Source organism: Streptomyces sp. NPDC005761 (assembly GCF_040630635.1).
GTDB lineage: Bacteria > Actinomycetota > Actinomycetes > Streptomycetales > Streptomycetaceae > Streptomyces.
This window is the reverse complement of sequence record NZ_JBEXXX010000037.1, coordinates 1-16,289: the sequence shown is the minus strand read 5'-3', so window position 1 is coordinate 16,289 and position 16,289 is coordinate 1. Positions and strand designations below refer to the sequence as shown.

The 16,289-nt window shown below is 70.2% G+C and carries 11 protein-coding genes; 6 read left to right on the top strand and 5 right to left on the bottom strand.

What is annotated here, in order from left to right:
• Nucleotides 1-18 precede the first annotated feature (18 nt).
• Nucleotides 19-1,203: an alcohol dehydrogenase catalytic domain-containing protein gene (locus ABZ434_RS27365; RefSeq protein WP_359142161.1), complete on the bottom strand. Its 1,185-nt coding sequence runs from the start codon at nucleotides 1,201-1,203 to the stop codon at nucleotides 19-21.
• Nucleotides 1,204-1,702: 499 nt separating this feature from the next.
• Between ABZ434_RS27365 and ABZ434_RS27360 the strand changes: the two genes are divergently transcribed.
• The gene (locus ABZ434_RS27360; RefSeq protein ID WP_359142159.1) at nucleotides 1,703-2,884 is read left to right on the top strand and encodes a PP2C family protein-serine/threonine phosphatase; all 1,182 of its coding nucleotides are present in this window, start codon (nucleotides 1,703-1,705) and stop codon (nucleotides 2,882-2,884) included.
• Between the two features lie 52 nt (nucleotides 2,885-2,936).
• Here the strand turns inward: ABZ434_RS27360 and ABZ434_RS27355 are convergent, their stop codons facing one another.
• Nucleotides 2,937-3,092, bottom strand: coding sequence for a DUF6131 family protein (locus ABZ434_RS27355; protein ID WP_359142157.1), 156 nt, complete (start codon nucleotides 3,090-3,092; stop codon nucleotides 2,937-2,939).
• A gap of 548 nt (nucleotides 3,093-3,640) precedes the next feature.
• On the opposite strand from ABZ434_RS27355, the gene ABZ434_RS27350 reads away from it, so the two are divergent.
• The 3 genes from ABZ434_RS27350 (at nucleotide 3,641) to ABZ434_RS27340 (ending at nucleotide 6,332) form a co-directional block, all read left to right on the top strand.
• Nucleotides 3,641-4,174 carry an Lrp/AsnC family transcriptional regulator gene (locus ABZ434_RS27350; protein WP_359142155.1) on the top strand — a complete coding sequence of 178 codons (534 nt, stop codon included), beginning with the start codon at nucleotides 3,641-3,643 and terminating at the stop codon, nucleotides 4,172-4,174.
• Between the two features lie 13 nt (nucleotides 4,175-4,187).
• A complete protein-coding gene (locus ABZ434_RS27345; protein ID WP_359142153.1) occupies nucleotides 4,188-4,940 on the top strand; it encodes an HAD family phosphatase in 753 nt (250 codons plus the stop codon).
• Nucleotides 4,941-5,144: 204 nt separating this feature from the next.
• Nucleotides 5,145-6,332, top strand: coding sequence for a serine/threonine-protein kinase (locus ABZ434_RS27340; RefSeq protein ID WP_359142151.1), 1,188 nt, complete (start codon nucleotides 5,145-5,147; stop codon nucleotides 6,330-6,332).
• Nucleotides 6,333-6,341: 9 nt separating this feature from the next.
• Here the strand turns inward: ABZ434_RS27340 and ABZ434_RS27335 are convergent, their stop codons facing one another.
• On the bottom strand, nucleotides 6,342-7,334 hold the full coding sequence (locus tag ABZ434_RS27335; protein ID WP_359142149.1) for an aldo/keto reductase: 993 nt from the start codon (nucleotides 7,332-7,334) through the stop codon (nucleotides 6,342-6,344).
• A gap of 78 nt (nucleotides 7,335-7,412) precedes the next feature.
• Complete coding sequence (locus tag ABZ434_RS27330) at nucleotides 7,413-8,327, bottom strand: aldo/keto reductase (RefSeq protein ID WP_359142147.1); 915 nt, start codon at nucleotides 8,325-8,327, stop codon at nucleotides 7,413-7,415.
• A 450-nt stretch (nucleotides 8,328-8,777) separates the two neighbouring features.
• On the opposite strand from ABZ434_RS27330, the gene ABZ434_RS27325 reads away from it, so the two are divergent.
• Entirely contained in the window at nucleotides 8,778-12,257 is a 3,480-nt protein-coding gene (locus tag ABZ434_RS27325; RefSeq protein WP_359142257.1) for a M28 family peptidase, read from the top strand.
• Between the two features lie 57 nt (nucleotides 12,258-12,314).
• Here ABZ434_RS27325 and ABZ434_RS27320 read toward each other — a convergent pair whose 3' ends face one another.
• Nucleotides 12,315-13,745, bottom strand: a complete 1,431-nt coding sequence (locus ABZ434_RS27320; RefSeq protein ID WP_359142145.1) for a helix-turn-helix transcriptional regulator — start codon at nucleotides 13,743-13,745, stop codon at nucleotides 12,315-12,317.
• Nucleotides 13,746-14,217: 472 nt separating this feature from the next.
• Between ABZ434_RS27320 and ABZ434_RS27315 the strand changes: the two genes are divergently transcribed.
• The coding region (locus ABZ434_RS27315; RefSeq protein ID WP_359142143.1) for a discoidin domain-containing protein at nucleotides 14,218-16,289 on the top strand (2,072 nt) is incomplete at its 3' end.

The following is a 16,289-nucleotide window of genomic DNA, read 5'->3' as shown; positions in this document are numbered from 1 at the left end:
TGTCCAGGGGCTACGGCCTCATGGCCGGAGCAGCGTCTTGACCATGCCGTCCTCCTTCTTCTGGAACGTCTCGTACGCCTGCGGCCCGGCGTCGAGGGGCAGGTGGTGGGTGGCGAAACCGTCCACCCCGAGCGGGTCCTCGTCGACGAGGAGCGGCAGGAGGGCGGGCACCCAGCGCTTGACGTTGGCCTGCCCCATGCGCAGTTGGATCTGCTTGTCGAACATGGTCAACAGCGGCAGCGGATCCACAGCGCCTCCGTACACGCCGACGATGGAAATCGTGCCGCCCCGGCGCACCGCGTCGATCGCGGTCAGGAGAGCGGTGAGGCGGTCGACCCCCACACGCTCCATCAGCGTCCGCGCGGCGGCGTCGGGCAGCAGGCCGGTGGCCCATTGCGCCGCCTTGCCCACCGGTGCGCCGTGGGCCTCCAGACCGACGGCGTCGATGACTGCGTCGGTGCCCCGGCCCGCGGTGAGGTCCCGGACCGCTTCGGCCACACCCTTTCCGTACGTCCGCAGATCCATTACCTGGACACCCCGCGCAGCCGACCGCGCCAGCCGTTCGGGCACCAGGTCCACCCCGATGACCAGCCCCGCACCGCGGTGCAGGGCGATGCGTGCGGCCATGTCGCCGATCGGCCCCAGTCCCAGCACGGTGACACTTCCGCCTGGCGGCACGGCGGCGTATTCCACGGCCTGCCACGCGGTCGGCAGGACATCCGAGAGATAGACGAAGCGGTCGTCGTCCGGGCCGTCCGGCACCTTGACGGGAAGCGTGTTGCCGAACGGCACCCGCATGAGCTCGGCCTGTCCGCCCGGTACCTGCCCGTAGAGCTTCGTGAACCCGAACAGGGCGGCGCCGCTGCCGTACTCCCTGACCTGCGTCGTCTCGCACTGCGAGTGGAGCCCCTGGTCACACATGAAGCAGTCGCCGCAGGAGACGTTGAACGGCACCACCACCCGGTCCCCGCGCGCCAGCGCGGTGACCTCTGCGCCCGTTTCCTCGACCACGCCCATCGCTTCGTGACCGAGGATGTCCCCGGGATCGAGGTAGGGGCCGAGTACTTCGTACAGGTGCAGGTCCGACCCGCAGATGCCGGTCGATGTGACCCGTATGATCACGTCCGTCGGATTTTCGATGACCGGGTCGGGCACGGACGTCACCCGGACGTCCCGCCTCCCCTGCCAGGTCAATGCACGCATGCGCTCACTCCTCGCTCTCGGGTGCGCCGTTCTCCGCTGTTCCTCCTTCCTGGTTCCTGCCGCGTCACGGCCGGCCCCGCATCGCCGTCTCCTCGCGACGGGTCCCACGGGCCTGCCCTCGATCAGCAGCCGCACGATCCGTGTTCACCAGGCCCGGCGGGTGCCGCCCCGTCACGCTCCCCGCATACGCGGCAGGAGTCCCGGCCCCGCACACCCGGAGCCCTGCTCCACGGGTGTGCCTCCTGCCGGAGTACGCATCAATCCTACTCGTTCGTCGCGGAGCCGCTCGGTATGCGGGCCGGGGTGCGCACGCAGCCGGAGCGTCACCAGGACGGGGCCGTCCGGGTCCGCCGCGTCGCCCGTGCTCGGGCCCTTGCACGCCCGGACGTGCGCCCTCCGCACGGCGCTTTCGGGTTGCTCCCCGCCGCGCGGAGGGCGCGCGTCCGGGCGAGACTACCCACGTGGAGCAGGCAGACGACGAGAGGTGGGAGGCGGAGGAATGACGACGTCCACGACCGGCGATGGCCTCCTGGGCGATTTCCTGGCCGATCCGGCCAATTCGGCTGTCGACCTGACCACGGCGGTGGAACGCTGCTCCAAGGCCCTCGGTCTGAAGCATTCCGAGGTCTACCTGAGCGACCTCCAGCAGCGCCTGCTGGTTCCCTTGACGGGGTATGGCCAGGAGTTGGCCATCGACGGCTCACTGGCGGGCTGGGCCTACCGCACCCAGTCGTTGCGGGTGGAAGAAGCGGACGTGAGCGGCCTGACGGTGTGGCTGCCTCTGGTGGACGGCGCGGAACGCCTCGGTGTGGTGGGGGTGCTCTCTGCGACGCTGGACCCTGTGCTGCTGCGCCGCGCCCGGGCCCTCGCGTCTCTCCTGGCGATGATGATCACCTCGAAGCGCTCCTACAAGGACTCCTTCGTGCGCCGGACCCGCACGGAACCGATGCAGTTGCCCGCCGAGCTGCTCCGGGCGTTCCTGCCGCCCCGCACGATCGGCACGGCGCACGTCGTCTCGACGGCGGTCCTGGAACCGGCTTACGAAATCGCCGGGGACGGATTCGACCACGCCCTCACGGCTACGACCCTGCACGCATCGATCCTGGACTCGATGGGGCACGATCTGGCCTCCGGCCTCGCCACATCCGTCGCACTGGCCGCCTGCCGCAACGCGCGTCGTACAGGAGCCGACCTCCCCCTGCTCGTCGAGAGCGTGGACGCGGCACTGTCGCAGTGGCTTCCCGAGCAGTTCTGTACCGGCGTCCTCGCTCAACTGGACCTTGCCTCAGGTGTTCTGCGCTGGATCAACTGCGGCCATCCGGCACCGCTGCTCATCCGTGGCACGGCATTGGTGCCCGGAGCGATGGAGGGAGAGGCGGACCCGCCCATGGGCTTTCCCTCCACCTTCGCCGCCCGCCCGCGTCAGTGCCATGAGATCACCCTGGAGCCGGGGGACCGCGTGCTGATGTACACGGACGGCGCTACCGAATCCCGTATGCGCAACGGAACGGAGTTCGGCCTCGAGCGCTTCGTCGACTACGTCGTACGCGCTGCCGCGGCGGGGGAACTCGCACCGGAGACGCTGCGCCGGCTCATCCACTCCCTCCTGGAATCGGAGAGCACCGGCCTCCGTGACGACGCGACCATACTGATGTTCGAATGGAAGCGTCCGCAGCCGTGACGCCGTCGTCGCCGCTCCCGGTGTGGCGGTCCTGCGACAACCTCTGTGACGGCTACCAGTAGTGCCGTCGGCCTCCCACGGCGTGGCCCAGCGCGCCGAGCACCCAGAGCACAGCACCGATGACAAGCAGGATGATCCCGATGGTCCACAGGAAACCAAGTCCCGTGATGAGTCCGATGATGAGCAGAATGACGCCGATGACGATCATGACGCCCTCCATTCAGGCTTGCAGCACATATTCATGATAAATGCCATGTGAGTTGTGGGCTTGTCGGGGAGGGGAAACGGACCGGCGCTTTCAGCGCTGCCCGAAGGAGGGCCGGGGAGTCGGCAGCGCCCTCCGGCTGGACGGCTCCGGGTCAGCCCAGGAAATTCTCGGGATGGGCCTGGGGCTGCAGCGTCCAGAACTTTCCCGGGCAGCCATGCGGAAGCGGCGGGAAGCGGTGCCCCTTCACGTCCGTGCTCCAGTGATGCTTTCCGCTGCAGTCACATGCGTAGATCCCGCCGGCGGGCACGATCTCACCCGGGCGCCACGACGCCTTTGCTTCACTCATGGCCTCTGTCTACGACCACGCGCCGCCTTCTGCCTCCGGGCACGCTCAAGGCAGCACCGTCGACCACACTCCTGCCGCACCGGGCGTCGAGCCGTTCCTCACCGTTCCCTTCGGGTCCGGCAGCCTCCGGCTCGGCAGACCGGCGATGTGCCATTGGTACAGTCGCTGCCCCGACCGACGTACCAGGGAAGGCCGGCGGACCATGGCGGTGGACGCGCTCGACACCCGGATCCTGCGGCTGCTCATCGAGCAGCCGCAGACGAGCGTGCGCGAGTACGCGCGCATCCTGTCGATCGCCCGGGGCACCCTCCAGGCCCGCATCGACCGCCTCGAACGCGATGGCGTGATCACCGGCAGCGGTCCGTTCCTCTCCCCCGCCGCCCTCGGCCACCCGGTGCTCGCCTTCGTGCACCTGGAGGTGACGCAGGGGCATCTCGACGACGTCGGCGAGGCACTCGCCGCGGTGCCGGAGATCGTCGAGGCGTTCTCCACCACGGGCGGCGGCGATCTGCTGACCCGGGTGGTCGCGCGGGACAACGGCCACCTGGAGGACGTGATCCAGCGGCTGATCCAGCTAGCGGGCGTCGTCAGGACGCGGACCGAGGTGGCTCTGCGCGAACGGGTCCCGCACCGGCTGCTCCCGCTCGTGGAGTCGGTCGGCCGGGCGGCGCCACCCGGCCGGGGCCAAGGCCCGTCCGAGGCTGACGCACCGGAAGGCCACCGACCGCCCGGCTGAGATCATGGCTTCCATGAACTCATCGCCCGAAGGGACTCCTTCGGTCATCTTCGACCTGGACGGCACCCTCGTGGACAGCGAGCCGAATGCCTACGAGTCGGTGCGCCTGCTGCTCGAACGGTACGGCGTGCCCGACTTCACCTGGGAGCAGAACGCCCGCTTCATCGGGATCAGCAACCCCGAGGCGCTGGCGGTCCTGCGCGCCGAGTACGGCATCGCCGCGTCCGTCGACGAGCTGGTGGCGGGTCAGGACGCGATCTACCTGGACCTGGCACGGAAGTCGACCGAGGTGTTCCCCCGGATGCGGGAGTTCGTCGAACTGCTGCATGCCCGCGGTGTCGCCATGGCGGTGGCATCCGGATCTTCCCTGGCCGGCATCGAGGCCGTACTGACGAGCACCGGCCTCGGCGCCTTCCTCACCGCGCAGGTCTCCGCCGACGAGGTCAGGCGCGGCAAGCCGGAACCGGATGTGTTCCTGGAGGCCGCCCGGCGCCTGGGAGCGGCGCCCGCAGCCTGCGTGGTCGTGGAGGACGCGGTCCCCGGCGCGAAGGCCGCGCACGCCGCGGGGATGCGCTGCATCGCGGTCCCCTACGTTCCGGCGAGCGCCACCGACCCGGCCTTCGCAGCGGCGGGTCTGCTCTTCCCCGGCGGGCAGGACGAGTTCACCGCCCGGGCCGCTTACGCGTGGCTGTTCCCCGGGTCGCACCCGGTGCCGGACGGGCCCGGTCCGGCTTCCCGGCCCCGGCGGGCGCGCCGACTTCGGTAGTGGCCTGCCGGCCCGTCACCACCAGGGCGGCCGGGGCGCGGTGGCGGCGGGTCGCTCGCGGTCCCCGCGCCGGATATCCTGATCTTGCCGCGTGCCCCCGCCCCGTCCCTCGCTTTCCCGGCGACGTCGCCGCCGCGGCAGCCGGAGCGGTCCCCGGCCCGAGCTGTTCGAGATACGCGAGCCATTCGAGATAGGTGTGCACAGGTGCTGGTTGCTGGTCGGTACCGATTGATATCCGCCATCGGCCGTGGCGGGATGGGTGAGGTCTGGCGAGCCACGGACGAGGTCCTCGGCAGGGCCGTCGCCGTGAAGCTGCTGCTGGGTGAACACGCCGACGAGTCGGCGACCGCGCGGTTCCGGCTGGAGGCCCAGACCGCCGCGAGGCTGAGCCACCCGCATCTGGTGGCCGTGTTCGACTTCGGGTCCTGGGAGGACCGGCTCTTCCTGGTGATGGAGCTCGTCGAGGGCAGGAGCCTCTCCGACCTGCTCCTGGCCGAGGAACGGCTGGGTCCGGAACAGGTCGCCCGGATCGCGGGCCAGGCGGCCGCCGGGCTGGCGGCGGCCCACCGGCAGGGCATCGTCCACCGGGACATCAAGCCGGGCAACCTGATGCTCGACGCCGAAGGCTCCGTGAAGATCGGCGACTTCGGAATCGCCCAGTTCGTCGACGACCCCTCGGCCGCCCTCACCACGACGGGGCACATCGTCGGAACGAGCCTCTACCTCGCTCCGGAACGGGCCCTCGGCCGCACCGCAGGGGCCGCCTCGGACATGTACTCACTCGGCTGCGTCATCTACCAACTGCTGCTCGGTCAGCCGCCGTTCCGCTCGGACACCCCGACCGCGACCCTGTACCAGCACGTGGACACACCCCCCGTACCGCTGCGACAGCGGGGCGTCGACATGTCCGCGGCCTTCGACTCGTATCTGCTGGGCCTGCTCGCGAAGCAACCGGAGGACCGGCCCACCGCCCAGCAGGTCGCCGACTGGTTCCACAGCGAGGCCTGGCGGGGGCGGGCGCAACCGCTGCCCCAGCATCGGCCCGCTCCCCCGCGAGCTCCGGCCCGGGCCTACGCACCGACGCCCGCACGGCCCTCGCCTGCCGGGCAGCACTCCGGTGCGGACTCCGGCGCCCCCACGACGTACCGCCTGCCCCAGGCGCACGGCCGGGGGCGGCGTGCGGCGGGCCGGGCCCGGAACGGCCGGCGCCGCAGCACCCGCGAGGCGATCAGACGCCGTCCCAGAGTGGCGAGCGCCATCGCGGGTACGGTCGCGTTCCTCGCCGCCGTCTACCTGGGGATGAGCCTGTTCTCACCCGATTCCAGCTCAGCCACCACCCCGGACGGCGGGACCCCGACGAGCGGGCCCTCGTCCCCCGGGCCCGGCCGGTAGCCGGGCCCGCTACCAGCGGTCGTGGACCGCCGCGCGGATCCTGCGGTCGTAGAGGTCGCGCACCGCGTCGAGCGCGCTCGGGGACAACGGATCCAGTGCCGCAGCTTCCGCGTTGGCCCGGGCCTGCTCCACCGAGCGGGCCCCGGGGATGACGCTGGTGACGCCGGGCTGCTGGATGATCCAGCGCAGGGCCGCCTGGGCTGACGTCGTCCCCTCCGGAGCGAGCCGGGCGAACTCGGCCGCCGCGGCCACGCCGGTGCCGTAGTCGATCCCGGAGAAGGTCTCGCCCTGGTCGAAGGCCTCCCCGTGCCTGTTGTACGTGCGGTGGTCCTCGGGCGCGAAGACGGTGTCCGCGGTGTACTTCCCGGACAGCAGGCCCGAGGCGAGCGGCACCCGCGCGATGACGCCCACCCCGGCCGCGCGGGCGGCAGGCAGGACCTCGTCCAGCGGCTTGAGGCGGAACGGGTTGAGGATGATCTGCACGCTCGCCACACCTGGGCGGGCGATGGCCGTCAGCGCCTCCGCGCACGTCTCGACGCTCACCCCGTAGGCGGCGATCCGCTGCTCGGCGACCAGGGTGTCGAGGGCGTCGTAGACCTCGTCGGAGGAGTAGACGGCCGTGGGCGGGCAGTGCAGCTGCACGAGGTCGAGCGTGTCGGTCCCGAGGTTGGCACGCGAGCGGTCGTTCCACGCACGGAAGTTGTCCAGGACGTAGTTCTCCGGCACCTGATCGGCGCGTCGGCCCATCTTCGTCGCCACGAGGACTCCCGCGTCCGGGCGCTCCTTCAGATAGCGGCCGATGAGCTGCTCGCTGCGGCCGTCCCCGTACACGTCCGCCGTGTCGAAGAAGGTGACGCCCGCCCCGACGGCGGCGTCGAGGACGTCGAAGGCATCGGCTTCACTCACCTCGCCCCAGTCCCCGCCGAGCTGCCATGTGCCCTGTCCCACGACTGACACGTTCCGTCCGGTCCTGCCAAGTTCTCGCTGCTCCATGGGGATCATGCTACGTCCGCGGCGTGGCCGGCCCGGGGGGCGCCGCCGCGAGCACCGGGGCGGAGCCTCCCCCGCCCCGGGCGGCGGTCAGCCGGGGTCCTGGCCCAGTGCGGTGAGCCGTCCCGCCTCGTCCTCGGTGAGCCGCAGCGCGCCCGCCGCCACGTTCGCCTCCAGGTGAGCGGGGTTGCCCGTGCCCGGGATGGCCAGGACGTGCGGGCCGCGCCGGAGGGTCCAGGCGAGCCTGACCTGAGCGGGGGACGCGTCGTGAGCCCGGGCGATGTCGAGCAGCACCTCATGTTCCGCGGTGACGTTCGCACCGGCCTCGCGGCCCCCCGCGGCGATCGCGTAGAACGGCACGAACGCGATCCCGAGTTCACCGCACGTGCGCAGGATGTCCTCGGAGTCGGCGCGTCGTTCGCCGATGCCGTACCTGTTCTGCACGCAGACGATGGGCGCGATGGCCCGGGCCTCGGTGATCTGGTCGGGCCAGACGTTGGAGAGGCCCAGATGGCGGATGAGCCCTTCCTGCCGCAGTTCGGCGAGTGCGCCGAACTGCTCGCTGATCGGGGCGGGTCCGTTCATCCTCAGGTTCACCACGTCGAGGTGGTCGCGGCCGAGCTGACGGATGTTCTCCTGGACCTGTCCGCGCAGTTGCTCGGGCCGGGCCCAGTCCAGCCAGTCACCACCGGGGCCGCGGCCGGGGCCGACCTTGGTGGTGATGACCAGGTCGTCGCCGTACGGAGCCAGCGCCCGGTTGATCAGTTCGTTGGCCGAGCGCAGGGGCGAGAAGTAGAAGGCGGCCGTGTCGATGTGATTCACACCGAGTTCAACGGCCCGGCGGAGTACGGCGATCGCGCGGTCCCGGTCGTGCGGGCCGCGGACATCACTGAACGCGGCACCGTTCTGGGTCAGGCGCATGGCGCCGAATCCGATCCGGTTGACGGTCAGATCGCCGAGCTGCCAGGTGCCGGCAGCTGCCGCATGGGGGGTTTCCGAGGTCAAGACCGAGGCCTTCCGTAGGCGGTGAACCGAGTTCGACCAAGTGACGGAGCGCCAGAAAGCTTGCATCATGCGATGATTCATGATACCGTTCCCTCGACGCTCCTATTGCGTCTATGACTTGGTGCGAGTGCAGGATAGATCCTCCCCGCCCCTCTGTCCAGCCTCCTCCCCGCCCTCGCACCTTCACCGGGCCCCTCGCACCCTTCGCCGCCCTTTCCTGTGTGCCGGCTGTGCGATCGCACCATGACGACTTGACCAGATTTGCCAAGTCCCCTTCACGCTCCCGCAGTTCGTTGACGAGGTCAGAGCCACGTGTGAGTGTTCGGTCGCCCGATCACGGACACCACCTGGGCGGACGTCCCGCATCGAAGCATGGGCGGGCCGCCGACCACGCCGCTGCCCGTGACCGAGGTCCCCACGAACCGAGGAGCCTCGATGAAACGCAGACCGATGACGGCCGGGACAACCCTGGCCGTCCTCGCCGGAATGCTGGTCGCCACCAGTGGCCAGTCAGCTTCTGCAGAACCGTCTCCACCCGCCCCGACCGCACTCTCGACCGCCGTGTCCGCCGCTGACCGGGCGGCGGCGGGCGGCCTCGACGCCCTGGCCAAGGGGCCCGAGGAGCGCTACGAGCGGCAGATGGTGACCCCCTGGGTCAACGGGCTCTACTCCATCGCCTACGAACGCACCTACCGCGGGCTGCCGGTCGTCGGCGGTGACGCCGTCGTGGTGGCCGACTCCAAGGGGCGCATCCGCGGCTCCCAGTCGGCTGTCACCCGGCGCATCAACGTTCCGGTCACCGCGACCGTCTCCGCCAAGACCGCCGAGGCCACGTCCCGCGGGAAGCTGGGCACGGTGGAGCGGATCGACAGCCACCGGCTGGTCGTCCGGGCCACCGGCTCGAAGTCCCGGCTCGCCTGGGAGACCGTGCTCACCGGCCGGACCGCGAAGGCACCGAGCCGGCTGCACGTCTTCGTCGACGCGGGCACCGGCAAGGTGCTCGACAGCTACGACGACGTCAAGGCCGGCACCGGCAACAGCCAGTGGAACGGACCGTCCCCGCTGTCCATCAATACCACCTCGTCGGGCGGCAGCTATTCGTTGCGCGATCCCTCCCGCCCCGGGTTGAGCTGCGCGGACTACAGCACCGGCAGCGTGTTCACGAAATCGAGCGACTCCTGGGGAACGGGCAGCGCCTCCAGCAAGGAGACCGGCTGCGTCGACGTCATGTGGGCGGCCCAGCACGAATGGGACATGCTGCGCGACTGGCTGGGACGCAACGGCCACGACGGCAACGGCCGCAGCTGGCCGGTCAAGGTCGGACTGAACGACGTGAACGCCTACTGGGACGGATCCAGCGTCTCCATTGGCCACAACAACGCCAACCAGTGGATCGGCGCCATGGACGTCGTGGGCCACGAGTTCGGCCACGGCATCGATCAGTACACGCCCGGCGGTGCCAACAACGAGTCCGGTCTCGGCGAGGCCACCGGTGACATCATGGGTGCGCTGACCGAGGCGTACACCAACGAGCCCGCCCCGTACGACGACCCGGACTACACCGTCGGCGAGAAGATCGACCTGGTGGGCGACGGGCCGATCCGGATCATGTACAACCCGGGGCAGATCGGCGACCCGAACTGCTACAGCTCCTCCATACCCAGCACCGAGGAGCACGCGGCTGCCGGCCCCCTCAACCACTGGTTCTATCTGCTGGCCGAGGGCTCCAACCCCGGTGGCGGCAAGCCCTCCAGCCCCACCTGCAACAGTTCCTCGGTCACCGGCGTGGGCATCCAGAGCGCCGGCAAGGTCTTCTACGGCGGGATGCTGCTGAAGACCAGCGGCATGACGTACAAGCGCTACCGCACCGCCACGCTGACCTCGGCCAAGAATCTCGACGCGACCTGTGTGCTGTTCAACCGGACGAAGGCGGCCTGGGACGCGGTGAGCGTCCCCGCCCAGAGCGGCGAGACGACCTGCGCCCCGAGCGGCAACAACGACTTCTCCCTGTCGCTCGACCCGGCCTCCGGCTCGGTGAAGCAGGGCAGTTCGGTGACGGCCACGGTCAGGACGACCGTGTCGTCCGGCAGCGCGCAGACGGTGAACCTGACGGCGACCGGACAGCCGAGCGGGGTGACCGTCTCCTTCAGTCCCTCCTCGGTCCAGTCCGGCGCGACCTCGGCCATGACCGTGACGACCACCTCCGCGGCGGCTCCCGGTACGTACACCCTCACGGTGAAGGGCGCGGGCACGCAGAGCCACACCGCGCAGTACACCCTGACCATCGGCGACGGCGGAAATCCGGGCGGCACGGCCCCCGACATCAGCGTCGCCAACGTGCAGACGCATCTCGCCCAGTTCAATGGCATCGCCTCGCAGAACGGCGGCAACAGGCGGGCCGGCAGCAGCGGATACACCGCGTCGCTCGCCTACGTGAAGGGCAAGCTGCAGGCGGCCGGTTACACCGTCAGCGAGCAGACCTGCTCCACGTGCACCTACCGCGGCAGCAACCTGATCGCGGACTGGCCGGGCGGACCGGCCGACCGGACCGTGATGTTCGGTGCCCACCTCGACGGTGTCGCAGCCGGCCCCGGAATCAACGACAACGGCTCCGGTTCCGCCACGCTGCTGGAGAACGCGCTCGCCCTGGCCCAGCAGAACCCGACGATGACCAAGCATGTGCGCTTCGCCTGGTGGAACGGCGAGGAGCAGGGGCTGGAGGGATCCGAGTACTACGTCGGCCAGCTCTCCACCACCCAGCGTTCGGCCATCAGCGCCTACTACAACTTCGACATGGTCGCCTCCACCAACGGCGGATACTTCATCAACAACCTCAACTCCGCCGCTTCGGCCCCGATGAAGGAGTACTGGACCACGCTCGGCCTCGCTCCGGAGGAGAACGTCGAGGGCCAGGGGCGCTCCGACGACTACTCCTTCCAGCAGGGCGGAATCGCCACCTCGGGGTACGCGACCGGTGCCAGTGACACCAAGTCCTCCGCCCAGGCCGCCAAGTGGGGCGGAACCGCCGGCCGTTCGTACGACCCGTGCTACCACCAGTCGTGCGACACCACCGCGAACATCAACGCGACCGCGCTGGACCGCAGCGCTGACGGGGTCGCCTACACGATCTGGAAGACGGCGGTCGGCACCACCGTGCCCACCGACGACTTCTCCCTCACGGTGAGCCCGGTGTCCGGCAGCGTCCAGCCGGGCGCCTCCGTCACTGCGACCGTGTCCACCGCCACCACCGGTGGTTCCGCGCAGAGTGTGCGGCTGACGGCGTCCGGCGCACCGAGCGGGGTCACTGTCTCGTTCGCCCCGTCCTCCGTGCAGTCGGGCTCCTCGTCCACGATGACCGTCTCCGCGGGGGCCCAGGCCACTGCGGGCACGTACACCCTCACGGTGACCGGCACGGGCACCGCCACCCACGCCAGCACGTATTCGCTGGTCGTCGGGGGCGGCGGAACCTGCCAGGCGCGGCAGGTCGTCGCCAACGGCGGTTTCGAGAACGGCACCTCCCCCTGGACCCAGACGGACGGGGTCATCAACAACCGGACCTCCGAGAAGCCCGCGCACAGTGGTGCGTACACGGCCTGGTTCGGCGGCTGGGGCAGCACCCACAGCGACACCGCCACGCAGTCGGTGACCGTTCCCCAGGGCTGCTCCACGTACCGGCTGTCGTTCTACCTGAGGACCGACACCGACGAGTCGGCGAGCGATGCGACCGCCTACGACACGTTCACCGTGAAGCTCGGGTCCCGGACGCTGGCGACCTACTCCAATCGCGACGCGAGCAGCGGCTATGTCCAGCAGTCCTTCGACGTCGGCTCCGCCGCGGGCCAGACGGTGACGCTGGGGTTCACCAGTAAGGAGGACGCCTACCTGCAGACGAGCTTCGTCGTGGACGACGTGGCCCTGGACGTGAGCTGATCCACCGTCGGGGGAACACGGGGCGGGGCGTGGTCCACACGCCCCGCCCCGTGCATGTCAGCGGACCACCGCCGCCAGTCGACGGACGAAATCGTCGGTCTCCGGGCGGCCGGCGCCGCGGGCGGCCAGCCTGGCATGGAGTCCGCGCAGTTCCTGGCCGAGCAGCGTCGACGGATTGATCTCGGTGGTGTCCAGGACCGGGCCCGCCACGGCTTGCGCCGCTGCCGGGTCGCCGGCGCACGCGTGGGCGTCGGCCATCCTGGCCAGGAACAGCATCCGCGCCGAATGCATGCCGGGCGGCAGCAGTGCGAGCGCGGTGCGGGCCGCCCCGACGGCGCGGAGAGCGAAACGGCGGTCACCGGTGACCGCGGCGAGATCGCGCAGCGCCCCGGCGGCACCGGACTCCACCCGCAGACGCACCGAGGCGACGGAGAGCCAGGGCGCCTCCGTCTCGTCGCGTCCGCCCGCCCGGTCCATCTGTGACCAGGCCCGGTCGATGTGCCTCAGCGTCCGGACGGCATCGCCGCGGACGGCGTGTCCGCGCGCCTGGTAGAGATCGCTCAGGGCTCCCGCCCAGTGCCGGCCCGCGGCGGCCTCGCCTATCGCCCTGCCGTAGGCGAGTGCCGACGGCCCGTCACCCTCCAGCCGGGCCAGGGTGCTCATGTCGCTGAGTGCCGCGACCTGCGTCCCGACGTGACCGGCCATGGCGGCCCACTGCAACGAGCGGTCGAGCCAGGCCATCGCGGTTCCGTTGCGACCCCACAGCAGCCGCAGGCAGCCGGCCGACTGCGCGTACTCGGCTGCCAGCGGTGCCAGTCGGTCCTGGTACGGAGCGGCGGGGAGTGCCATCCAGCGGAGCATGGCGTGCAGCGTTCGCTCGACGACGGCCGTCGCTCCGGGCCAGGCCCGTTCCTCGTCGGCGCGCAGACAGACCGCGAGCAGGGCGGTCAGCGCATGCACGGTGTCGTGGTCGAGGGCCGGGCGTGACTGTGTGTCGGGGCCCGGTGCGCAGAAGGCCGCGTGCAGGGCGATGACGTCCGTGAGTACGGGAACCGAGCAGCCCTCGCGGCCGTGCACCGGGCAGACCAGCCCGTAGGCGGGCAGGACGGCGGGCAGGACCGTTCCCGGCGGGAGCATCGCCAGAAGTGCACCACCCGCGGGCTCTCCGGGCAACGGGCCGTTCCGTACGGCGGCCGGCGCGCCCGGTTCACCTCCCGTGCGCTCCTGATCCTCGGCCTCCTCGCAGGCGGCGAGCAACTCACCGTGAGCAAGCAGGAGTTCGTCGAGTCGCCGGGCCAGCGGCAGCGGCGTCCTGCGGCTGCCGCGCTCCAGTCTGCTGATGGCGGTGTGGTCGTAGCCGACCCGGGCACCCACCTGGGCCTGCGTGAGGCCGGCCCGGCCGCGCCACCGGCGTAACCGGGCACCGAACGACCGCCACGCCTCCGCGGTGCGGTCGTCCACCGGAACAGGACCCGTCGCCTCGCTCACCCGGAACCCCGTCGCGCCTGGTCAGGGACGCCACGCGTGCCACGCTCACGGCTCATGCCCCGGAGGATAGCGAGTGGCCGGGCCGGCTGTCCCCCGCGTGTCGACAAGATGTCCGATAACAGGCGCAGCGGTTTCCGGGCGGCGCCGCCCGCGGCTCGCACCCGGGTGCCCCGACGCGCCCAGACGCCATGGCCGCTGCAGGACATGCCGCCCGCGCCGGCCGTGGCGTCCACACCATCACCTGAATCAACGACCCGTCAGGCCTTTCGCGGTGACGCACTCAAGGTATGGGCAATGAGGGCAACCATGAGGTATCGGTCGTCAATTCTTGTTCTCAACCGGCCGTGCGCAAGCGGGTGTTGCACACCTATTGACGCGTGGGGAGACAAGGGAGAAGTATCCCCATCGCCGGAGAGAGCGCTCTCCGGCTTCGTGTCGTGCACCCGTACCGCGACTCAGGAGACAAGCCCCCATGTACGCACCCCCCTTGTTCCACAGACTCGCGCCATCGACCGGCAGAAGACGCACCGGTGTGCTGGCCGCCGTCGCCGGCCTCGTCGTCTCGCTTTTGGCGTTCGTGCCGTCGACCCCCGCCAGCGCCGCGCCCTCGCTGCTCTCGCAGGGCAGGACCGTGACCACCTCCAGCCAGGAGAACGGCGGCACGCCCGCCACCGCGGCCGTGGACGGCGACAACGGCACCCGCTGGTCGAGCGCGTTCTCCGACCCTCAATGGATCAAGGTCGACCTGGGCTCCGCCGCCTCGGTCAGCCAGATCGCACTGAAGTGGGAGGCCGCCTACGCCAAGAGCTACCGGATCGAGTTCTCCACGGACGACAGCACCTGGAGCACCGCCTACTCGACCACCACGGGCCCCGGCGGCAACGAGACGCTGAACATCTCCGGGACCGCCCGCTATGTCAGGCTCACCGGCACCGCCCGGGCCACCCAGTACGGCTACTCGCTCTGGGAGTTCCAGGTCTTCGGCACCACCGGCGGCGGAGGCGGCCCGCAGATCCCCGGCGGCGGCGACCTCGGCCCGAACGTCCTGGTCTTCGACCCGTCGACACCCAACATCCAGGCCAAGGTCGACGAGATCTTCAAGCAGCAGGAGTCGGCCCAGTTCGGCACCGGCCGCTACGCGCTGATGTTCAAGCCGGGCACGTACAACAACATCAACGCGCAGATCGGTTTCTACACCCAGATCGCCGGTCTCGGGCTCAAGCCGGACGACACCACTTTCAACGGCGATGTGACCGTCGACGCGGGCTGGTTCAACGGCAACGCCACCCAGAACTTCTGGCGCTCCGCTGAGAACCTCGCACTCAACCCGGTGAACGGCACGGACCGTTGGGCCGTCTCGCAGGCCGCCCCGTTCCGCCGGATGCACGTCAAGGGCGGACTGAACCTGGCGCCGAACGGCTACGGCTGGGCGAGCGGCGGGTACATCGCCGACAGCAAGATCGACGGCCAGGTCGGCCCGTACTCGCAGCAGCAGTGGTACACCCGCGACAGTTCGATCGGCAGCTGGGGCAACGGCGTCTGGAACATGACGTTCTCCGGCGTCGAGGGCGCACCCGCCCAGAGCTTCCCGAATCCCCCGTACACCACCCTCGACACCACCCCGGTCTCCCGCGAGAAGCCCTTCCTCTACCTGGACGGCAACGCCTACAAGGTCTTCGTCCCCGCCAAGCGCACCAACGCCCGCGGCGTCTCGTGGAACGGCACCCCGCAGGGTGAGTCCATCCCGCTGAGCCAGTTCTACGTGGTCAAGCCCGGCGCCTCCGCCGCCACCATCAACGCTGCGGTGCAGCAGGGTCTGCACCTGCTGTTCACGCCCGGGATCTACCACGTGGACCAGACGATCAACATCGACCGCGCCAACACGGTCGTCCTGGGTCTCGGCCTTGCCACGATCATCCCCGACAACGGGGTCACGGCCATCAAGGTCGGCGACGTGGATGGCGTGAAGCTCGCCGGACTGCTGGTCGACGCCGGTCCGCAGAACTCGCAGGTACTGGTCCAGGTCGGCCCCGACGGGGCCTCGGCCGACCACGCGGCGAACCCGACCACCGTCCAGGACGTGTTCATCCGGGTCGGCGGCGCCGGAGCCGGCAAGGCCACCACCGGCATGGTCATCAACAACGACGACACGATCGTCGACCACACCTGGCTGTGGCGCGCCGACCACGGCGACGGGGTGGGCTGGGAGACCAACCGGGCCGACTACGGCCTCCAGGTCAACGGTGACGACGTGCTCGCGACCGGACTGTTCGTCGAGCACTTCAACAAGTACGACGTCCGCTGGTCCGGCGAGCGGGGCAGGACGATCTTCTTCCAGAACGAGAAGGCGTACGACGCCCCCAACCAGGCAGCCATCCAGAACGGCAGCATCAAGGGCTACGCCGCCTACAAGGTCGACGACTCCGTCACCACCCACGAAGGCTGGGGACTGGGCAGCTACTGCTACTTCAACGTCGACCCCACCATCCGCCAGGACCACGGATTCCAGGCACCGGTGAAGCCCGGCGTGAAGTTCCACGACCT

Bases quoted from the DNA above. Each gene is read 5' to 3' on its own strand.
- ABZ434_RS27365 (WP_359142161.1), bottom strand. From the start codon at position 1,203: ATGCGTGCATTGACCTGGCAGGGGAGGCGGGACGTCCGGGTGACGTCC.
- ABZ434_RS27360 (WP_359142159.1), top strand. From the start codon at position 1,703: ATGACGACGTCCACGACCGGCGATGGCCTCCTGGGCGATTTCCTGGCC.
- ABZ434_RS27355 (WP_359142157.1), bottom strand. From the start codon at position 3,092: ATGATCGTCATCGGCGTCATTCTGCTCATCATCGGACTCATCACGGGA.
- ABZ434_RS27350 (WP_359142155.1), top strand. From the start codon at position 3,641: ATGGCGGTGGACGCGCTCGACACCCGGATCCTGCGGCTGCTCATCGAG.
- ABZ434_RS27345 (WP_359142153.1), top strand. From the start codon at position 4,188: ATGAACTCATCGCCCGAAGGGACTCCTTCGGTCATCTTCGACCTGGAC.
- ABZ434_RS27335 (WP_359142149.1), bottom strand. From the start codon at position 7,334: ATGATCCCCATGGAGCAGCGAGAACTTGGCAGGACCGGACGGAACGTG.
- ABZ434_RS27325 (WP_359142257.1), top strand. From the start codon at position 8,778: ATGACGGCCGGGACAACCCTGGCCGTCCTCGCCGGAATGCTGGTCGCC.